A 15,100-nucleotide genomic window follows, 5' to 3' on the forward strand; every position below is an offset into this window, starting at 1 on the left:
CCAATTCCGCCACCTTCGCAATTCACAACTCTTTCAATAATGGGGTGGCTAATGGGATTCGAACCCACGACAACTGGAATCACAATCCAGGGCTCTACCAACTGAGCTATAGCCACCACTGTATTCTTTCACGCGGTACTGACTACTTCTCAGACCACCGCAGCTCTAGCGCCGGGAACTAAAATGGCGCGCCCGACAGGATTCGAACCTGAGACCTCTGCCTCCGGAGGGCAGCGCTCTATCCAGCTGAGCTACGGGCGCTTAGCGCCGTTGCGGGGCTGGATATTACGTACCTCCGTCCCCGCTGTCTAGTGCTTTTTTGAAAAAAATGCGCGTTTGGTTATGGTTTGCACATTTTGCCGCTTATTCCTCCACTTTCTGCGTGGTGGCACGGCGACCCAGGCCAAAAAGCTTATACGCGGCCGTCACTGCCGCCAGGAAGATCAGCCCGACAAACAGCGACATGCGGGTATCTTCATTAAAGTACATTCCAATTAATACGCAAATCAGGAACGCCATCGTCAAATAGTTCGCATACGGGAAAAGGATCGAGCGGAACGGATGGCTGGCGATCGCTTTTTTATGCGCATGGCGAAAACGCAGCTGGCTGATGAGGATAACAAACCACGGCACCATGCCCGGCAGCACGCTGGCGCTGTAGACGTAAACAAACACGCGCTGCGGATTAGGGATGATGTAATTCAGGCAGGAGCCAATCAGCAGGATGACAATGGAGACCGCGACGCCCGCTACCGGCACGCCAGCACGTGAGACTTTACTCATTGCCACGGGCAGCTGGTTATTTTTCGAGAGCGCGTAGAGCATACGGCCACAGCTGTACATCCCGCTGTTACAGCCTGAAAGCGCTGCCGTCAGGACCACAAAGTTGATGATGCCCGCTGCTGCTGTAATCCCAATCTTCGCAAAGGTTAATACGAACGGGCTCCCCGTCGTGCCGATTTCGTTCCACGGGAAGATGGTCACAATAACGAAGATTGCGCCCACGTAGAAAATCAGGATGCGCCACAGCACTTTGCCCACCGCGCTACGCAGCGTAACCTGCGGGTTTTTCGCTTCCCCGGCGGTAATCCCGATCAGCTCCACGCCCTGATACGAGGCCACAACAATACACAGCGCCGTCAGGAAGCCCTTCCAGCCGCCAGCGAAGAAGCCGCCGTGTTCAGTCAGGTTGCCAAAGCCGATGGCGTGTCCGCCGTTGCCAAAACCATAGAAAATCACGCCCAGGCCAATAACAATCATCACGATGATGGTGGTTACTTTGATCATCGCAAACCAGAACTCGATTTCACCGTAAAGGCGCACGGCGGCCAGGTTTGCCAGCGCCACCAGCCCCACGGCAATGAGTGCCGGTATCCACTGGACCATGTCCGGGAACCAGAACTGGACATAAACCCCTATGGCGGTGATTTCAGAGATGCCCACCGCCATCCACATAAACCAGTATGACCAGGCCGTCAGGTAGCCGAAGAACGGGCTCATATAGCGGTGTGCGTAAACGGCGAAGGAACCGGTCACCGGCTCCAGAAAGAGCATTTCGCCCATTGAGCGCATGATGAAGAAAACAAACAGCCCGGCGATGATATACGCCAGTAATACGGAAGGGCCTGCCCATTTGAGGGTGCTTGCGGAGCCCATAAACAGGCCAACGCCGATAGTGCCACCCAGCGCTATCAGTTCGATATGACGAGCTTCCAGCCCACGCTGTAGCTCCGGTTGTTTCTCTGCCATAGATCCTCGATTGTGTTTGCTGTTTCCCGGCTTAATACCGGTTATTGTTTTTTAGGGGTACTAAAATACGGTGCGAATGGTTTCTTAAAATCGGCCAAATGGCAAACGATGCATTAAAAAAATGAATGCATTGCACAAATTATCAGCAGTTTTGCAGGTGAGTTGCAGCGCGAACAGCATATCGCGCTACATTTTGATTACATTTTACCGGTATAGTGCCAGGTGAGGTAGCGAAGCAGTCGAATCTGTCGTTTAATGCGGGTGGGTTGGGAGAGCAGGCGGTAGAGCCACTCCAGCCCCATATTTTGCCAAATCTTCGGCGCGCGCTTCACGTGGCCGGTAAAGACATCGTAGGTGCCGCCGACGCCCATATAAAGCGCATCCGGGCAGACCAGACGGCAGTCGCGCATCAGGATCTCCTGGCGCGGGGACCCCATCGCCACGGTGACGATTTTTGCCCCGCTGTCGCGCACGCGGGCAAACAAAGCCTGCTGGTCTTCAGGCTTGAAGTAACCATTCTGGCTACCAACAATATTAACATTCCATTGACGACGCAGTTTCTCTTCGGTCTCGGCCAGCACCTCAGGCTTACCGCCAATCAGGAACACCGGCGTACCCTCCGCACCAGCGCGGGCCATAAGCTGCTCCCAGAGATCGGCACCCGCCACGCGAGATACATTAGCGTCAGGATATTTTTTACGGATAGAGCGGACCACGCTGATACCGTCCGCGTATTTAAATTCAGCCGCTTCTATCAGGCTTTTGACTTCGGCGTTATCTTCCACCGCCAGCATCTTTTCCGCATTGATAGCGACCAGCGTACCGGATTTCATCTGCCCGTCGGCGAACAGAAAATCCAGCGCGTGCTGCATGTCGCGCCAGCCAATCAGCTGCAAACCACGAAGCGCATAGCGCGGTGCAGAAGTTTTATCAGTCATTACTTTCCCTACTCAGACTTGCGACAGCGTTGTGCTGCCCTGTGGCTCACGCTTGTGCACAAGCCCTGCGCTGTCGAACAGCCAGTACAACAGTTTGGCCAGTAACAGGCAGATGCCAAAAACGACCATGAAGAACACCACGCGCGAAACGAACGAGTCCAGCCCCTCGCGCGCCAGAACGATCATATTGAAAATGGCACCAAAGCAGAAACTGTGCAAAATGGCCGCTTTATAGCGGTTGGTCTCTTCGTTACCGCGCACGTAAAGCCAGTCAAACCACTTAATAATCAACCCTACGACAAACGCGCCCGGCAGGATAAACCAGCCTCCCCCCATCACCACCAGGGAACCAATCAAGGTTGGCGAGATCGCCAGGCCCGAATGGTTGTTCAGCACTTCCCAGGTAAAATAGTTCGCGGTATTGAGTACTACGCCAGGGCGGTCCGGCCAGAGCCAGCTCGGGATAAAGACGTAGAAATCGCGCACAATCGGCGCCAGCCCCTGGAAATCAATCTTGTCGTAGTTTTGCAGCAACAATGCCAGGTTTTCCCACGGCGAGAAGGTGTCGCGCGTCAGGTAGAGGAACGTGTAAAACGCCTCGTCGCCCGCCACGTTCATCCCGTAGCGCTTCAGCGCCAGCCAGAACATCCCCACAATGCCAAATACCCCTGCCGCAACCAGCATCCACAGCGAGATCCAGCCGCGGATGATGCCGATGAACAGGAAGATAGCGAAAGCGATGATAATGTTGGCACGCGTACCGCCCACGATCATGTAGGTCAGGATACCGAACGCAACCGTACTGACCAGGAAGAACAGCCACGCCTTGCTGTCCTGGCGAAGGAAGAAGATCACCAGCATCGCCGGGATGAAGAAATAGAAGAATCGCTTAAGCGCCACGCCTGAGACTTCAGCCGAAAAAATCTGGCTGTAGGAGTGGAGCTTAAACAGCAGGAAGCCGTTATGCATGAAGAAGATGCCGACGCTGACCAGGGCGATGGTCATGAGCATCACCCACGTCAGATGGGTCTCCACCCGGTTCATGGTAAAGAGCGCCCGACGCGGGGCTGCGGCCTGCGCTGGTCGCAGACGCGTTTTATAGGTGACGTAGTAAACACCATAGAAGCAGGTCGCCGCCAGCAGGGCCTGGAGAAGAATTTCCGGCGGCGCGACGCTCACGTCAAAACGGAAGACCAGAATGCTGGTCAGCGGGAAGCCGAAAAAGAAGGTCAGCAAAAACAGCAACGAGAAGAACACGTTAAAGTTGAAGCGCACCCGGCGGAACTCAAACCAGGTGAGCGTGGCGATAAATAGCGTGCTCAGAAGCCAGACAACCAGTAAGCCGCTAAACTGCAACTGACTCATGCGTTGTCTCCTGAAGCGATACGCAGCGCGCGGTGCCACGGCGTGAGGTAATTCGGGCTGAAAAAGTCGATGCTATTTTTATCCACCAGCGTGAGCTGGCGTTGTGCTTCACGTACCACTTCGACATTCAGCGCGTCTGAGGTGAACAACACCGGAATATGCTGCTCGGCCATGTCCTGCCAGAACGGGTTTTCACGATTAAGCACGCACGGTACACCCGCCTGAATCAGCAGGCACAGCGTACCAATCCCCTGCTGGCGAGCAAAGATGAAATAGCCCAGATCGCATTTTCGCAGCAGCGCAAGATAGTCATCAAACTCCAGCTTTTCGCTGAGAATGTGCAGATTTTCTTCGCTGAATAACGCAAGCCCCTGCTGGCGAACCTCATCAATGTAGGCGTCGTTGTTGGCCGGATAACCCATCGGCACCACCACGTTCACCGTGTCGCCAAACTGCTGGTGTACCGCCCGGAGCGCGGCGACATGTTCGTTACTGCGGTCGCCGGAATTTCCCACCAGCACCGTCAGCTTGCCTTCGCGAACCGCTTCATTCGCCATGGTGTTCAGCGCCGGATCCATACGGGTTGGGAAATAGAGTAGCTCACCGCGCACGTTAGGGTGCTGCTTCGCAAAATAATTCAGATCGCCACGGGTGGCAAAAACGCGGCCCACCCTTCCCTGCGCCATGCGACGCAGCGGATAGAAAAGACGGAATTTCCAGCCGCGCGAGACTTCGTAGAGATCGGCTCCCCAGATATGCCAGCTGCACTGGGAGGGTTTAATTCCCCCGCTGAGCAGAGCCAGCCACAGGCCGGTATTGAACTGCCCGTGGAAAAAGAAACGTTGCTCACGATCCGCTTTGGCTTTGGTAATAACCGCCTTCGCCAGGCTAGCTTTATCCGGCCAGAAGGTGATTGTCAGCGCCGGAAACGCCGCGCTCAGGCCATTATCCTGACCTGCAACCATAAACTCGCGCGCATCAGGATTGCCCGATGCCAGCTCGTCGTTGAAGAACCGCAAAACGGTCTGGTTATGGTGTGGGATATCCGATCCCAGGATGTGAATCAGTGCAGTCATGCGCGTTTACGCCACAATAAAAATACGCCGCAGCAGGCAGCGAAATAAACGATATAGGTTGCCATGTAGGCCTGAGCCGCCCCCAGCGCACCGTGCGCGGGTATCAGCCAGTGCGAAAATGCTGTCAGCAATGCAAACTGGCTAACCTCCGCGAGGATATACAGCCGCAGCGAGGCTTTCGCAATCACCAGATAGCCGAAAACGTAAGCACCCACTTTCAGCACATCACCCACCAGTTGCCAGGCAAAAAGATCGCGCATGGCGGTAAACTTCGCCGAGAACAGCAGCCAGATGGCGACATCACGCAATAACCAGACGGTCAAACTGGCCGCCGCCACTGCGGGTAATACAAAACGCAGGGAGCGGAAAATTTCGCGGGTAATATCCTGCCTGGACGTCAGACGCGATAAGGTTGGCAGCAAATAAACGCTAAAGGAAGCCGTTATAAACTGGAGGTAAGCATCGGAAATACTGCTTACGCCCTGCCAGATCCCCACTTCATCCCAGCTGTAATGCGCCGCCAGCAGGTTTCGCATCATCACGTAGGCCACCGGCAGCGTGACGGAAGTAATGAGCGCCATCAGGGTAAACTTACCCAGCTGGCTGGCAAGCACCTTGTCCCATTGCGGTTTCAGGTAGCTCAGAGGGATAACGCCCTGGCGCATCAGCATGAACGCCGCAGGCACAACAACCAGTGCCGGAACCAGCGCCAGCCCAAGCAGTGCGCCTTCATAGCCACCCAGGCGGTAGCAGAAATAATAGGCAATCACGCCGATGACGCTACCCAGGATGAGCGCAAGCGCGTTCCCGGCAGCATCGCGAAAACCTTTCATCAGCGCCAGCAGCAGGTTGGCCCAGGCAATGCCCATCTGGACCAGCGCGACCAGACGCACCAGCCCCTGATAATGTGTGTGCCCGAACAATCCCTGGCTAATGGGCGCTGCGGCCAGCAGAAACACAATCGCCAGCAGGGTCGAAAAGCCCGTGACCATTGCCGACGCGGTGCCCACTACCCTGCGAAGCTGGGCCGCATCATCATGATACTGAGCAACGTATTTGGTTACGCCGTTGAAGATTCCGGCACCGGCCAGCACCCCAAGGACGGTAACAAGCTGGCGGAAGTTGCCCGCCAGCCCGACGCCTGAGGGGCCGAATGAGACGGCCAGCAGCTTGACGACCAGCAGTCCGGCACCAATTTTTACAAGCGTGGACGCGGCGGTCCACACCGATGCTTTTGCCAGAGACATATCAGCCGAAATAGCTCAGAAGGGTATTGATCACCGTACGCTGGTTAACTGGCGCGAGGTTGAAGAACAGTGGCAGGCGAAGCAAACGCTCACTTTCTTTCGTGGTGTAACGGTCTTCCCCTGCGAACATCCCAAACGCTTCGCCCGCCGGGCTGGAGTGCAGCGGAATATAGTGGAAGACCGCCATAATTTCGGCTTCTTTCAGCCAGGCGATGAGCTGGCTGCGATCGTCGTTATCGCGCAGCTTGATGTAAAACATGTGGGCGTTGTGGACGCAATCGGCCGGAATGGTTGGCAGCTCAATGCGTCCGGCTTTTGCCAGCGGCTCAAGCGCATCGTAATAGGTTTGCCACAGGGACAGGCGCTGGAGATTAATTCGCTCTGCCGCTTCCAGCTGTGCCCACAGGTACGCTGCCTGCAGGTCAGCCATCAGATAGCTTGAGCCGATATCGCGCCAGGTGTACTTATCAACCTGACCGCGGAAGAATTGGCTGCGGTTGGTGCCTTTTTCACGGATCACTTCCGCACGCTCAACCAGGGCACGATCGTTAATCAGCGTCGCACCGCCCTCACCGCCGGCAGTGTAGTTTTTCGTTTCGTGGAAGCTGAAGCAGCCGATGTGGCCGATAGTGCCCAGCGCGCGCCCCTTGTAGGTGGACATCACGCCCTGCGCGGCATCTTCTACCACAAACAGGTTGTGCTTTTTGGCGATTGCCATGATGGTGTCCATTTCACAGGCCACGCCCGCGTAGTGAACCGGCACAATCGCACGTGTTTTGTCGGTGATCGCCGCTTCAATCAGCGTCTCATCAATGTTCATGGTGTCCGGGCGGATATCCACAAAGACGATTTTCGCTCCGCGCAGGACAAATGCATTCGCGGTAGAGACGAAGGTATAGCTCGGCATGATCACTTCATCACCGGGTTGGATATCCAGCAGCAGGGCCGCCATTTCCAGCGATGCCGTGCAGGACGGGGTCAGCAGCACTTTAGCACTGCGAAAACGCTGCTCCATCCACTGCTGACAGCGACGGGTAAAACCGCCGTCACCGCAGAGTTTGCCGCTGCCCATAGCAGACTGCATATAGTCGAGCTCGGTTCCCACGACGGGTGGTGCGTTAAATGGAATCATCTTGTCACCTGTATAACCAGTAGGCGGTGGCGTCGATGTTGGCACCACTCGCAATATAACGTTTAAGCGCGGCGGTGTTGCCCACCTGGGTCGCCACCCGCAGCGTCTCAACCTGCTGCAGCTGCGCCCAGTGCAGCGCCGCCTGCATGAGTTTCTCCCCCATGCCGCGCCCGGCTAATAAGCCAATACGCGCCTCGCGCTCGTTAAGCTTGCGCAGCGAGACAAATCCCTGGATCTGGCCGTTCGCTGCACGGAAAATCAGGCAGACGTGGTCAAAGGTACCTTTGACCGCATTCTCTACCCACTGGGCATAGAAACGTCCGCTATCGTCAGGCGCATACCAGGGCGTGCGAAAGCGGCTCTGCGCAAACGCCCGGCCCGCCATCTGGCGCAGCACAGGAATGTCCTGTTCCGTTGCAATTTCCGCGCCGGACGCATCGTGCCGGGTGAGGGTGATGGAAAGGTCTACCTCGCCTTCAACCAGTTGAAAACCGTGTTGCTGGAGCGCGTCAAGCAGGTCGGCACGGTCCGCCGGGATCTTAGCCTGCACGCGCTGCCAGGCGCTGAAGTCCACTTCCTGCAGGGCGGGCGCATTCTCGCGCCAGCGGACTATCGCCGAGGGGCGGGCAAAAAATGCGCTTTCCCACTCAAGGGATTCCAGCACGCCGTGGAGTGCACTCAACGCCAGACGCCTTTCGTATCAACCACATACTCCTGACGCACTGCATCACCGGACGTCGCTTTAAACTCTTTATGGTCCACCAGCAGCACCAGCACGTCCGCCGTCGCCAGCGCGTCATTGAGCGTCGTCAGCTTGCAGTGCCCCGCCAGTTTTGCCGGCAGTTCATGAATATTTGGCTCGACCACCAGCGTTTCGCCCTTATGCCATTCGGCAATCATCTCAGCAATTTCCATCGCCGGGCTTTCGCGCAGATCGTCAATATTGGGTTTAAATGCCAGACCAAAGCAGGCAATTTTCAGCTCGCTGGCGCGCTTGCCGCTCTCTGCCAGACAATCCGCTACCGTCGCTTTAACCTGATTCAGTACCCAGTGAGGTTTGCTATCGTTCACTTCACGCGCGGTGCGAATCAGGCGCGCCTGCGCCGGGTTCTGCGCCACGATAAACCACGGATCGACGGCGATACAGTGACCGCCCACCCCTGGGCCAGGCTGGAGAATGTTGACGCGCGGATGGCGATTCGCCAGGCGGATTAACTCCCAGACGTTAATCCCCTGATCGGCACAGATCAGCGACAGTTCGTTTGCGAAGGCGATGTTAACGTCACGGAAGCTGTTTTCCGTCAGCTTGCACATCTCGGCGGTGCGGGAGTTGGTTACCACGCATTCGCCTTCCAGGAAAATCTTGTACAGCGCGCTGGCGCGTTCAGAACAGACCGGCGTCATGCCGCCTATCACCCGGTCGTTTTTAATCAGTTCGACCATTACCTGCCCCGGCAGCACGCGCTCCGGGCAGTAGGCGATGTTGATATCCGCCTGCTCACCGGCCTGCTGCGGGAAACGTAAATCAGGACGCGCATCGGCCAGCCACTGCGCCATCTGCTCGGTAGCGCCGACGGGAGAAGTCGACTCCAGAATTACCAGCGCCCCTTTCTTCAGCACGGGGGCAATAGATTTTGCCGCCGCCTCGACGTAGACCATATCGGGCTCGTGGTCGCCTTTAAAGGGCGTTGGAACGGCAATCAGGTAGGCATCCGCTTCCACTGGCGTCGTGCTGGCGCGCAGGAAGCCGCCATCAACCGCCTCTTTCACCACGCGGTCAAGATCGGGCTCCACAATATGAATTTCGCCACGATTAATGGTTTCTACCGCACGTGCGCTGATATCCACACCAACAACCTGCTTTTGACGGGAGGCGAATGCCGCCGCAGTAGGCAAGCCAATGTAGCCAAGACCAATGACAGAGATGGTAGTAAAACTCATAGCGATACCCGATTGTGTTTAAGTGCTTGCAAGATACGGCCACAAGCCTGCCCGTCTCCGTAGGGATTGTGGGCCCGGCTCATCGCCTGATACGCTTCATCATCGTGCAGAAGGCGCGTGACCTCTTCGACGATGAGCTGTGCGTTGGTGCCGACAAGACGCACTGTCCCGGCTTTAACCGCTTCCGGACGTTCAGTGGTTTCACGCATCACCAGCACCGGCTTGCCAAGAGAGGGCGCTTCTTCCTGAATCCCACCGGAATCGGTGAGGATCAGCCAGGCGTGGTTCATCAGCCAGACAAACGGCATGTAGTCCTGCGGTTCAATCAGCAGGACGTTTTCGACGTGGCCCAGGATGCGGTTGACCGGCTCGCTGACGTTAGGGTTAAGGTGTACCGGATAGACAATTTGCACATCGTCGTTCTGCGCGGCGATTTCAGCCAGCGCGTGACAGATTTGCTCAAAGCCCCGACCAAAGCTTTCGCGACGGTGGCCAGTGACCAGAATGGTTTTTTTGCCGTTATTCAGGAAAGGATAGCGGGCAGCGAGGTCTTTCTGCAGATCGCTGTTTGCCAGCACGCGATCGCGTACCCAAATCAACGCGTCAATGACCGTATTGCCGGTCACAAAGATCTTGTTATCGGCGACATTTTCACGCAGCAGGTTCTGGCGAGAGTTCTCGGTTGGCGCAAAATGGTACATCGCCAGATGCCCGGTAAGCGTACGGTTGGCCTCTTCCGGCCACGGAGAATAAAGATTGCCGGTGCGCAGACCCGCTTCAACATGGCCGACGGGAATACGCTGGTAAAACGCGGCCAGGCTTGTTGCCATCGTCGTCGTGGTATCCCCGTGCACCAGCACAACGTCGGGCTTGAATGACTCCAGGATCGGCTTGAGCTCTTGCAGAATGCGGCAGGTTATTTCTGTCAACCCTTGTCCTGGCTTCATAATATTGAGGTCGTAATCCGGGACGATGGAAAAGAGGGTTAGGACCTGATCGAGCATCTCACGGTGCTGGGCCGTGACGCAGACCTTCGCTTCAATATCAGGATCGCTGGCCAGCGCATGAACCAGAGGCGCCATCTTAATGGCCTCCGGCCTGGTGCCAAATACGGTAAGTACTTTCACATCGATTCTCTTCGATTAGGCGATGAAGGCCATAGCCTTCATCGTAGACGGCGATCTTAGTTTGTGCGACGACGCGTTAACGCCACGCCAGCGCCCGTCAGTGCGCCCACAATCCCCCACATGATCATCAGGAATGCACGACGCGGACTATCGCGTTTTACAGGTTCTTCAGGCGTTCTCAAATAACGATAGGTCTGAAAACGCGGGTCCAGGGAGGGACCGACATTAAGCGTGTTAAGCATCGCGCGGTTTTGATCGTAGTCGAGATCAAAATCAGGCCCAACGGCCTGCAGATTTTCCAGACGCGCCTGCAGCATTGGGCGACCAAGAAGGAACATTTCAGAATCAGGCAATTCATCAGCCGGAACATCCGTCTCAGTGCGGGAAATGTTGTGCTGCTCCGCAATTTTCAGCGCCTGCTGAATGTTATGCACGCGGCGCGCAAAAATGGCGTTTGCCACCTCTTCCTGACGTTTGACCTGCGCCTTCATCTGGATAGTGCGCGCTGCCCAGGCGCCTTTAAGCTCTTCATTCAGATGGCTGGCGGCACGCTGGCTGGCAAACGCGACGTACTGGCGCAACAGGTTGTTTGCATCCGGGGCGGTTTCGGCAATCAGCTTGACGCTGTCGTTGACGTTACGCAGCACGTCGCCTGGCATGAACTGAATATTGTTAATCAGATCGTCCAGCAGCGCGGCATCGGCTTTGGTGTTATCAACCCGACGCTGCTTAAAGTAATCTGTCTGGGACCAGAAATCGCGGCGCGTATCCCACGAGGCCAGCTGCATCACAAACTCTTTGTAGGCCTCATCCATAACGGAAGCCTGGTCCGGGGTGGCAAGGCTGGCTTTAATATCCAGGTTTCGCAGGAACTGCTGCTGGGAGTAGTATCCTCCGAGCATGTTAACCGTGGGTCTGTCCGTGATTGCCGTGGCGCTCCACTCCTGTTTTGCAAAGAACGTGTAGGCTAGCGCTAACAGTGCAAACCCCAGCGCGATCCCCACAATCCAAAGTTTGCCTGCCCATAACACGCGAAACAAACCCCGAATGTCCAGTTCATTCTCTGTTACCACTGATTTCGCTCCCGCCAACGGTTGAGTCATCATAGTCCCGGTTTTACTTAGTTAATGTTGTGTTTTTGGCACTGTTACGACGCATCCTGCGCTTAAGACGTTTAATGAACCGTGCCACCTTCCATGCGCGCTTAATGCAGTAGCCGTACAGGAAAAATGCCAGCAAGAATAATACCAACATTACCCATTCAGGAATAACATGAGAATATTCTGCAGCTACACCAATTGCGGCCAAAATCGCGGCGGCCAGAGTAATCAGGACAAACGCCTGACGTGAAGTAAAACCGGCACGCATGATGAGGTGATGAATATGCTGACGATCGGGAGAGAAAGGACTCATCCCTTTACGCAGACGGCGGTACATAATCGCCACCATATCCATTAACGGAATGGCGATAATCCACAGGGCGGTTACCGGGCTGATTGGGTGAGTTTGACCTTGTGTGGTTTCCAGCAAAATCCAGATAACGGTAAAACCGATTAGCGTACTGCCCGCATCCCCCATAAACACTTTATAGCGACGACCCAGCGCGCCAAGGTTTAAGAGGATATAAGGCAAGATGGCGGCAATCATGGCAAAACACCACATTGCCAGGCTGTACTGACCATCAAACCACAAAATAATGCCGATGGCGGCGAACGATACGGATGACAAGCCACCGAGCAGACCGTCGATACCATCAACCATATTGAAAGCATTAATCGCCGCCCAGACGGCAAAAAGCGTCAGGAAGAAGCCAAAGGGACCCAGAACTAATTCCCAGGGGCCAAACACATAGCCAAGGCTTCTCAGATACAGCCCGCCGACTACCATCATAATCACGCCAATGGCCGCCTGAACGGTGGCACGTATCTTTACCGCGATATCGAAGCGGTCATCCAGGGCCCCGATTAATACCAGGACGCCGGCACAGGCAATGTAGAGGGCGGCGTGCGGAATATAATAATCAGCAATACCAAACGTGAAACAAATCCCTGCATATACAGAAATCCCGCCAACTAAAGGAATAAGCCCCTGATGGCGTTTACGAAAATTGGGTTTATCCACTAACCCTATTCTTTTTGCCACCTTGCGCGCGATGAACAAAAAACAGGTTGTGAATAAAAAAATGCTGATCAGTTCAGTAACGGCGGTGAATAGATTCACAATGGATTGCTCTCAACAAATGTTAGTCCCGGAAGTATAACCATGAAGCCATTATCTCAGAAGTAATAAAGACGGCTTCCTACAACTCCCTTTGTATATTTTTCAAACAATTATTACTTTGACTGTACAAACGGTCTTATTGTCGCACTGACCGGTCAAAATTGGGAGTAGGCGATACTAGCGTATAGTCCATAAAAGAAAAACGCCACGTAAAAACGTGGCGTTCGCTGGCTTTATTTACGTTACGAGCGCTTCATCATGTCGAAGAAATCGTCGTTGGTTTTGGTCATCGCCAGTTTGTTAATGAGGAACTCCATCGCGTCAATTTCACCCATTGGATGGATGATTTTGCGCAGGATCCACATTTTCTGCAGCTCTTCCTGCGTGGTGAGCAGTTCTTCCTTACGCGTACCGGAACGGTTGTAATCGATAGCCGGGAAGACGCGTTTTTCTGCGATTTTACGAGAGAGGTGCAGTTCCATGTTACCTGTACCTTTAAACTCTTCGTAGATAACCTCGTCCATTTTGGAGCCGGTATCGATCAGCGCCGTTGCGATGATGGTCAGGCTGCCGCCCTCTTCCACGTTACGTGCCGCACCGAAGAAGCGTTTTGGACGGTGCAGGGCGTTAGCGTCCACACCACCGGTCAACACTTTACCGGAAGCTGGCACCACGGTGTTGTAGGCACGCGCCAGACGGGTGATGGAGTCAAGCAGGATGATCACGTCTTTCTTGTGCTCAACCAGGCGTTTCGCCTTCTCGATAACCATTTCCGCAACCTGAACGTGGCGAGATGCTGGCTCGTCGAAGGTAGAAGCAACCACTTCACCTTTAACCAGACGCTGCATCTCGGTCACTTCTTCCGGACGTTCGTCAATCAGCAGCACCATCAGCACGCAGTCTGGGTGGTTGTAGGCAATGCTCTGCGCGATGTTCTGCAGCAGCATGGTTTTACCCGCTTTTGGCGGGGCCACAATCAGACCACGCTGGCCGCGACCGATTGGCGATGCCAGATCCAGGACGCGCGCGGTTAAGTCTTCGGTAGAACCGTTACCACGCTCCATGCGCAGGCGAGAGTTCGCGTGCAGAGGCGTTAAGTTCTCAAAGAGGATCTTGTTACGCGAGTTTTCTGGTTTATCGAAGTTAACTTCATTGACTTTCAACAGCGCAAAGTAGCGTTCACCCTCTTTAGGAGGACGAATCTTACCTGAAATGGTGTCACCAGTGCGGAGGTTGAAACGGCGGATTTGGCTGGGGGATACGTAGATGTCGTCAGGGCCGGCGAGGTAGGAGCTGTCTGCAGAGCGGAGGAAACCAAATCCGTCTTGCAATATCTCCAGCACACCGTCGCCAAAGATATCTTCGCCACTCTTAGCGTGCTGCTTCAGGATGGCGAAAATGATGTCCTGCTTGCGCATACGAGCCTGGTTTTCCAGTCCCATATTTTCGCCGAGAGTGATCAGCTCAGAAACCGGCGTATTCTTTAATTCGGTAAGATTCATAATGGTGTGGGTTCTTAAACTCGGAGTGATTCTCGAACTTAATGTTGTGAATGGTATGGCAGGGTCATCCATGCCTGTTTAGCGGCCATCACCTCATGTCTGTTCGCTGTCTGGTCACAGGGAAAGAACGCAGAACTGAAACGACAAGACGGATTGAGTGACAAGCCCGGAATTTAGCCACTTCACGCATTGTTCATGTCAACAAAGGGAAGTATCGGGTAAAACAAGATTCAAACAATAGATATGTTTAAAACGAAGTCATAGCTAACTTAGCACGACTTCAGCCGGGCGTCCAGAGTTCCACATCATTTAGCCGGGGGCTCTGGACGCACAGCGGAGAAACCTTACGCCAGGTTAGCGTCCAGGAACTCTTTCAGCTGACCTTTGGACAGCGCGCCCACTTTGGTCGCCGCCACTTCGCCGTTTTTGAACAGCAGAAGGGTCGGGATGCCACGGATACCGTATTTCGGTGCGGTGCCCGGGTTCTGGTCGATGTTCAGCTTGGCAACCGTCAGTTTGCCCTGATATTCGTCAGCGATCTCATCCAGAATCGGGGCGATCATTTTGCAAGGACCACACCATTCAGCCCAGAAATCGACGAGGATCAGCCCGTCAGCCTTAAGTACGTCCGTGTCAAAACTGTCGTCAGTCAGGTGAATAATTTTATCGCTCATATATAACTCCACAGGAATAAGCCTGGTACGTTGGTTTTGTCTCCACCAACGACGTGTTGATGTCGCATTAACCAACTAAAGGTTGACTTTATTTCACCGGATACGCTTTCGTAAAGCAATAGTAAGCTG

General features: G+C 54.7%; 13 protein-coding genes and 2 tRNA genes. All 15 read right to left on the reverse strand.

What is annotated here, in order from left to right:
• Positions 1-40: 40 nt before the first annotated feature.
• Positions 41-116: transfer RNA gene (locus IM265_RS15520), tRNA-His, on the reverse strand.
• Between the two features lie 68 nt (positions 117-184).
• Positions 185-261, reverse strand: a tRNA-Arg gene (locus IM265_RS15525).
• Between the two features lie 102 nt (positions 262-363).
• Positions 364-1,749: an amino acid permease gene (locus IM265_RS15530; protein ID WP_136484752.1), complete on the reverse strand. Its 1,386-nt coding sequence runs from the start codon at positions 1,747-1,749 to the stop codon at positions 364-366.
• 197 nt (positions 1,750-1,946) lie between these two features.
• Complete coding sequence (gene wecG / locus IM265_RS15535) at positions 1,947-2,687, reverse strand: lipopolysaccharide N-acetylmannosaminouronosyltransferase (RefSeq protein ID WP_045631338.1); 741 nt, start codon at positions 2,685-2,687, stop codon at positions 1,947-1,949.
• Between the two features lie 12 nt (positions 2,688-2,699).
• Positions 2,700-4,052: an ECA oligosaccharide polymerase gene (gene wzyE / locus IM265_RS15540; protein WP_028014806.1), complete on the reverse strand. Its 1,353-nt coding sequence runs from the start codon at positions 4,050-4,052 to the stop codon at positions 2,700-2,702.
• Entirely contained in the window at positions 4,049-5,128 is a 1,080-nt protein-coding gene (locus IM265_RS15545) for a TDP-N-acetylfucosamine:lipid II N-acetylfucosaminyltransferase (RefSeq protein WP_193032084.1), read from the reverse strand. Before IM265_RS15545 ends, wzyE begins: the two co-directional genes overlap by 4 nt.
• Positions 5,125-6,375: a lipid III flippase WzxE gene (gene wzxE, locus IM265_RS15550; protein WP_045260999.1), complete on the reverse strand. Its 1,251-nt coding sequence runs from the start codon at positions 6,373-6,375 to the stop codon at positions 5,125-5,127. The genes IM265_RS15545 and wzxE overlap by 4 nt, the downstream gene beginning before the upstream one ends.
• Position 6,376: 1 nt before the next feature.
• Positions 6,377-7,507, reverse strand: a complete 1,131-nt coding sequence (rffA, locus tag IM265_RS15555) for a dTDP-4-amino-4,6-dideoxygalactose transaminase (RefSeq protein ID WP_041911819.1) — start codon at positions 7,505-7,507, stop codon at positions 6,377-6,379.
• A gap of 4 nt (positions 7,508-7,511) precedes the next feature.
• Complete coding sequence (gene rffC, locus IM265_RS15560; protein ID WP_193032086.1) at positions 7,512-8,189, reverse strand: dTDP-4-amino-4,6-dideoxy-D-galactose acyltransferase; 678 nt, start codon at positions 8,187-8,189, stop codon at positions 7,512-7,514.
• The gene (wecC, locus tag IM265_RS15565; RefSeq protein WP_193032088.1) at positions 8,186-9,448 is read right to left on the reverse strand and encodes a UDP-N-acetyl-D-mannosamine dehydrogenase; all 1,263 of its coding nucleotides are present in this window, start codon (positions 9,446-9,448) and stop codon (positions 8,186-8,188) included. The genes rffC and wecC overlap by 4 nt, the downstream gene beginning before the upstream one ends.
• Positions 9,445-10,575 carry a non-hydrolyzing UDP-N-acetylglucosamine 2-epimerase gene (wecB, locus tag IM265_RS15570; protein WP_136484747.1) on the reverse strand — a complete coding sequence of 377 codons (1,131 nt, stop codon included), beginning with the start codon at positions 10,573-10,575 and terminating at the stop codon, positions 9,445-9,447. The genes wecC and wecB overlap by 4 nt, the downstream gene beginning before the upstream one ends.
• Positions 10,576-10,631: 56 nt before the next feature.
• Positions 10,632-11,678, reverse strand: a complete 1,047-nt coding sequence (wzzE, locus tag IM265_RS15575) for an ECA polysaccharide chain length modulation protein (protein ID WP_193032090.1) — start codon at positions 11,676-11,678, stop codon at positions 10,632-10,634.
• Between the two features lie 13 nt (positions 11,679-11,691).
• The gene (gene wecA, locus IM265_RS15580; RefSeq protein ID WP_048959810.1) at positions 11,692-12,795 is read right to left on the reverse strand and encodes a UDP-N-acetylglucosamine--undecaprenyl-phosphate N-acetylglucosaminephosphotransferase; all 1,104 of its coding nucleotides are present in this window, start codon (positions 12,793-12,795) and stop codon (positions 11,692-11,694) included.
• A 242-nt stretch (positions 12,796-13,037) separates the two neighbouring features.
• Positions 13,038-14,297 carry a transcription termination factor Rho gene (gene rho / locus IM265_RS15585; protein WP_008501566.1) on the reverse strand — a complete coding sequence of 420 codons (1,260 nt, stop codon included), beginning with the start codon at positions 14,295-14,297 and terminating at the stop codon, positions 13,038-13,040.
• Positions 14,298-14,641: 344 nt separating this feature from the next.
• The gene (gene trxA / locus IM265_RS15590; RefSeq protein WP_006179218.1) at positions 14,642-14,971 is read right to left on the reverse strand and encodes a thioredoxin TrxA; all 330 of its coding nucleotides are present in this window, start codon (positions 14,969-14,971) and stop codon (positions 14,642-14,644) included.
• Positions 14,972-15,100: the final 129 nt, after the last annotated feature.

Source organism: Enterobacter cloacae complex sp. P17RS (assembly GCF_014895885.1).
Classification (GTDB): domain Bacteria; phylum Pseudomonadota; class Gammaproteobacteria; order Enterobacterales; family Enterobacteriaceae; genus Enterobacter; species Enterobacter bugandensis.

What these genes read in the sequence shown, in the direction of transcription:
- wzxE (WP_045260999.1), bottom strand. Translation starts at nt 6,375, where the DNA reads ATGTCTCTGGCAAAAGCATCGGTGTGGACCGCCGCGTCCACGCTTGTA.
- wzzE (WP_193032090.1), bottom strand. Translation starts at nt 11,678, where the DNA reads ATGACTCAACCGTTGGCGGGAGCGAAATCAGTGGTAACAGAGAATGAA.
- wecC (WP_193032088.1), bottom strand. Translation starts at nt 9,448, where the DNA reads ATGAGTTTTACTACCATCTCTGTCATTGGTCTTGGCTACATTGGCTTG.
- IM265_RS15545 (WP_193032084.1), bottom strand. Translation starts at nt 5,128, where the DNA reads ATGACTGCACTGATTCACATCCTGGGATCGGATATCCCACACCATAAC.
- wecG (WP_045631338.1), bottom strand. Translation starts at nt 2,687, where the DNA reads ATGACTGATAAAACTTCTGCACCGCGCTATGCGCTTCGTGGTTTGCAG.
- wzyE (WP_028014806.1), bottom strand. Translation starts at nt 4,052, where the DNA reads ATGAGTCAGTTGCAGTTTAGCGGCTTACTGGTTGTCTGGCTTCTGAGC.
- rffA (WP_041911819.1), bottom strand. Translation starts at nt 7,507, where the DNA reads ATGATTCCATTTAACGCACCACCCGTCGTGGGAACCGAGCTCGACTAT.
- rho (WP_008501566.1), bottom strand. Translation starts at nt 14,297, where the DNA reads ATGAATCTTACCGAATTAAAGAATACGCCGGTTTCTGAGCTGATCACT.
- trxA (WP_006179218.1), bottom strand. Translation starts at nt 14,971, where the DNA reads ATGAGCGATAAAATTATTCACCTGACTGACGACAGTTTTGACACGGAC.
- IM265_RS15530 (WP_136484752.1), bottom strand. Translation starts at nt 1,749, where the DNA reads ATGGCAGAGAAACAACCGGAGCTACAGCGTGGGCTGGAAGCTCGTCAT.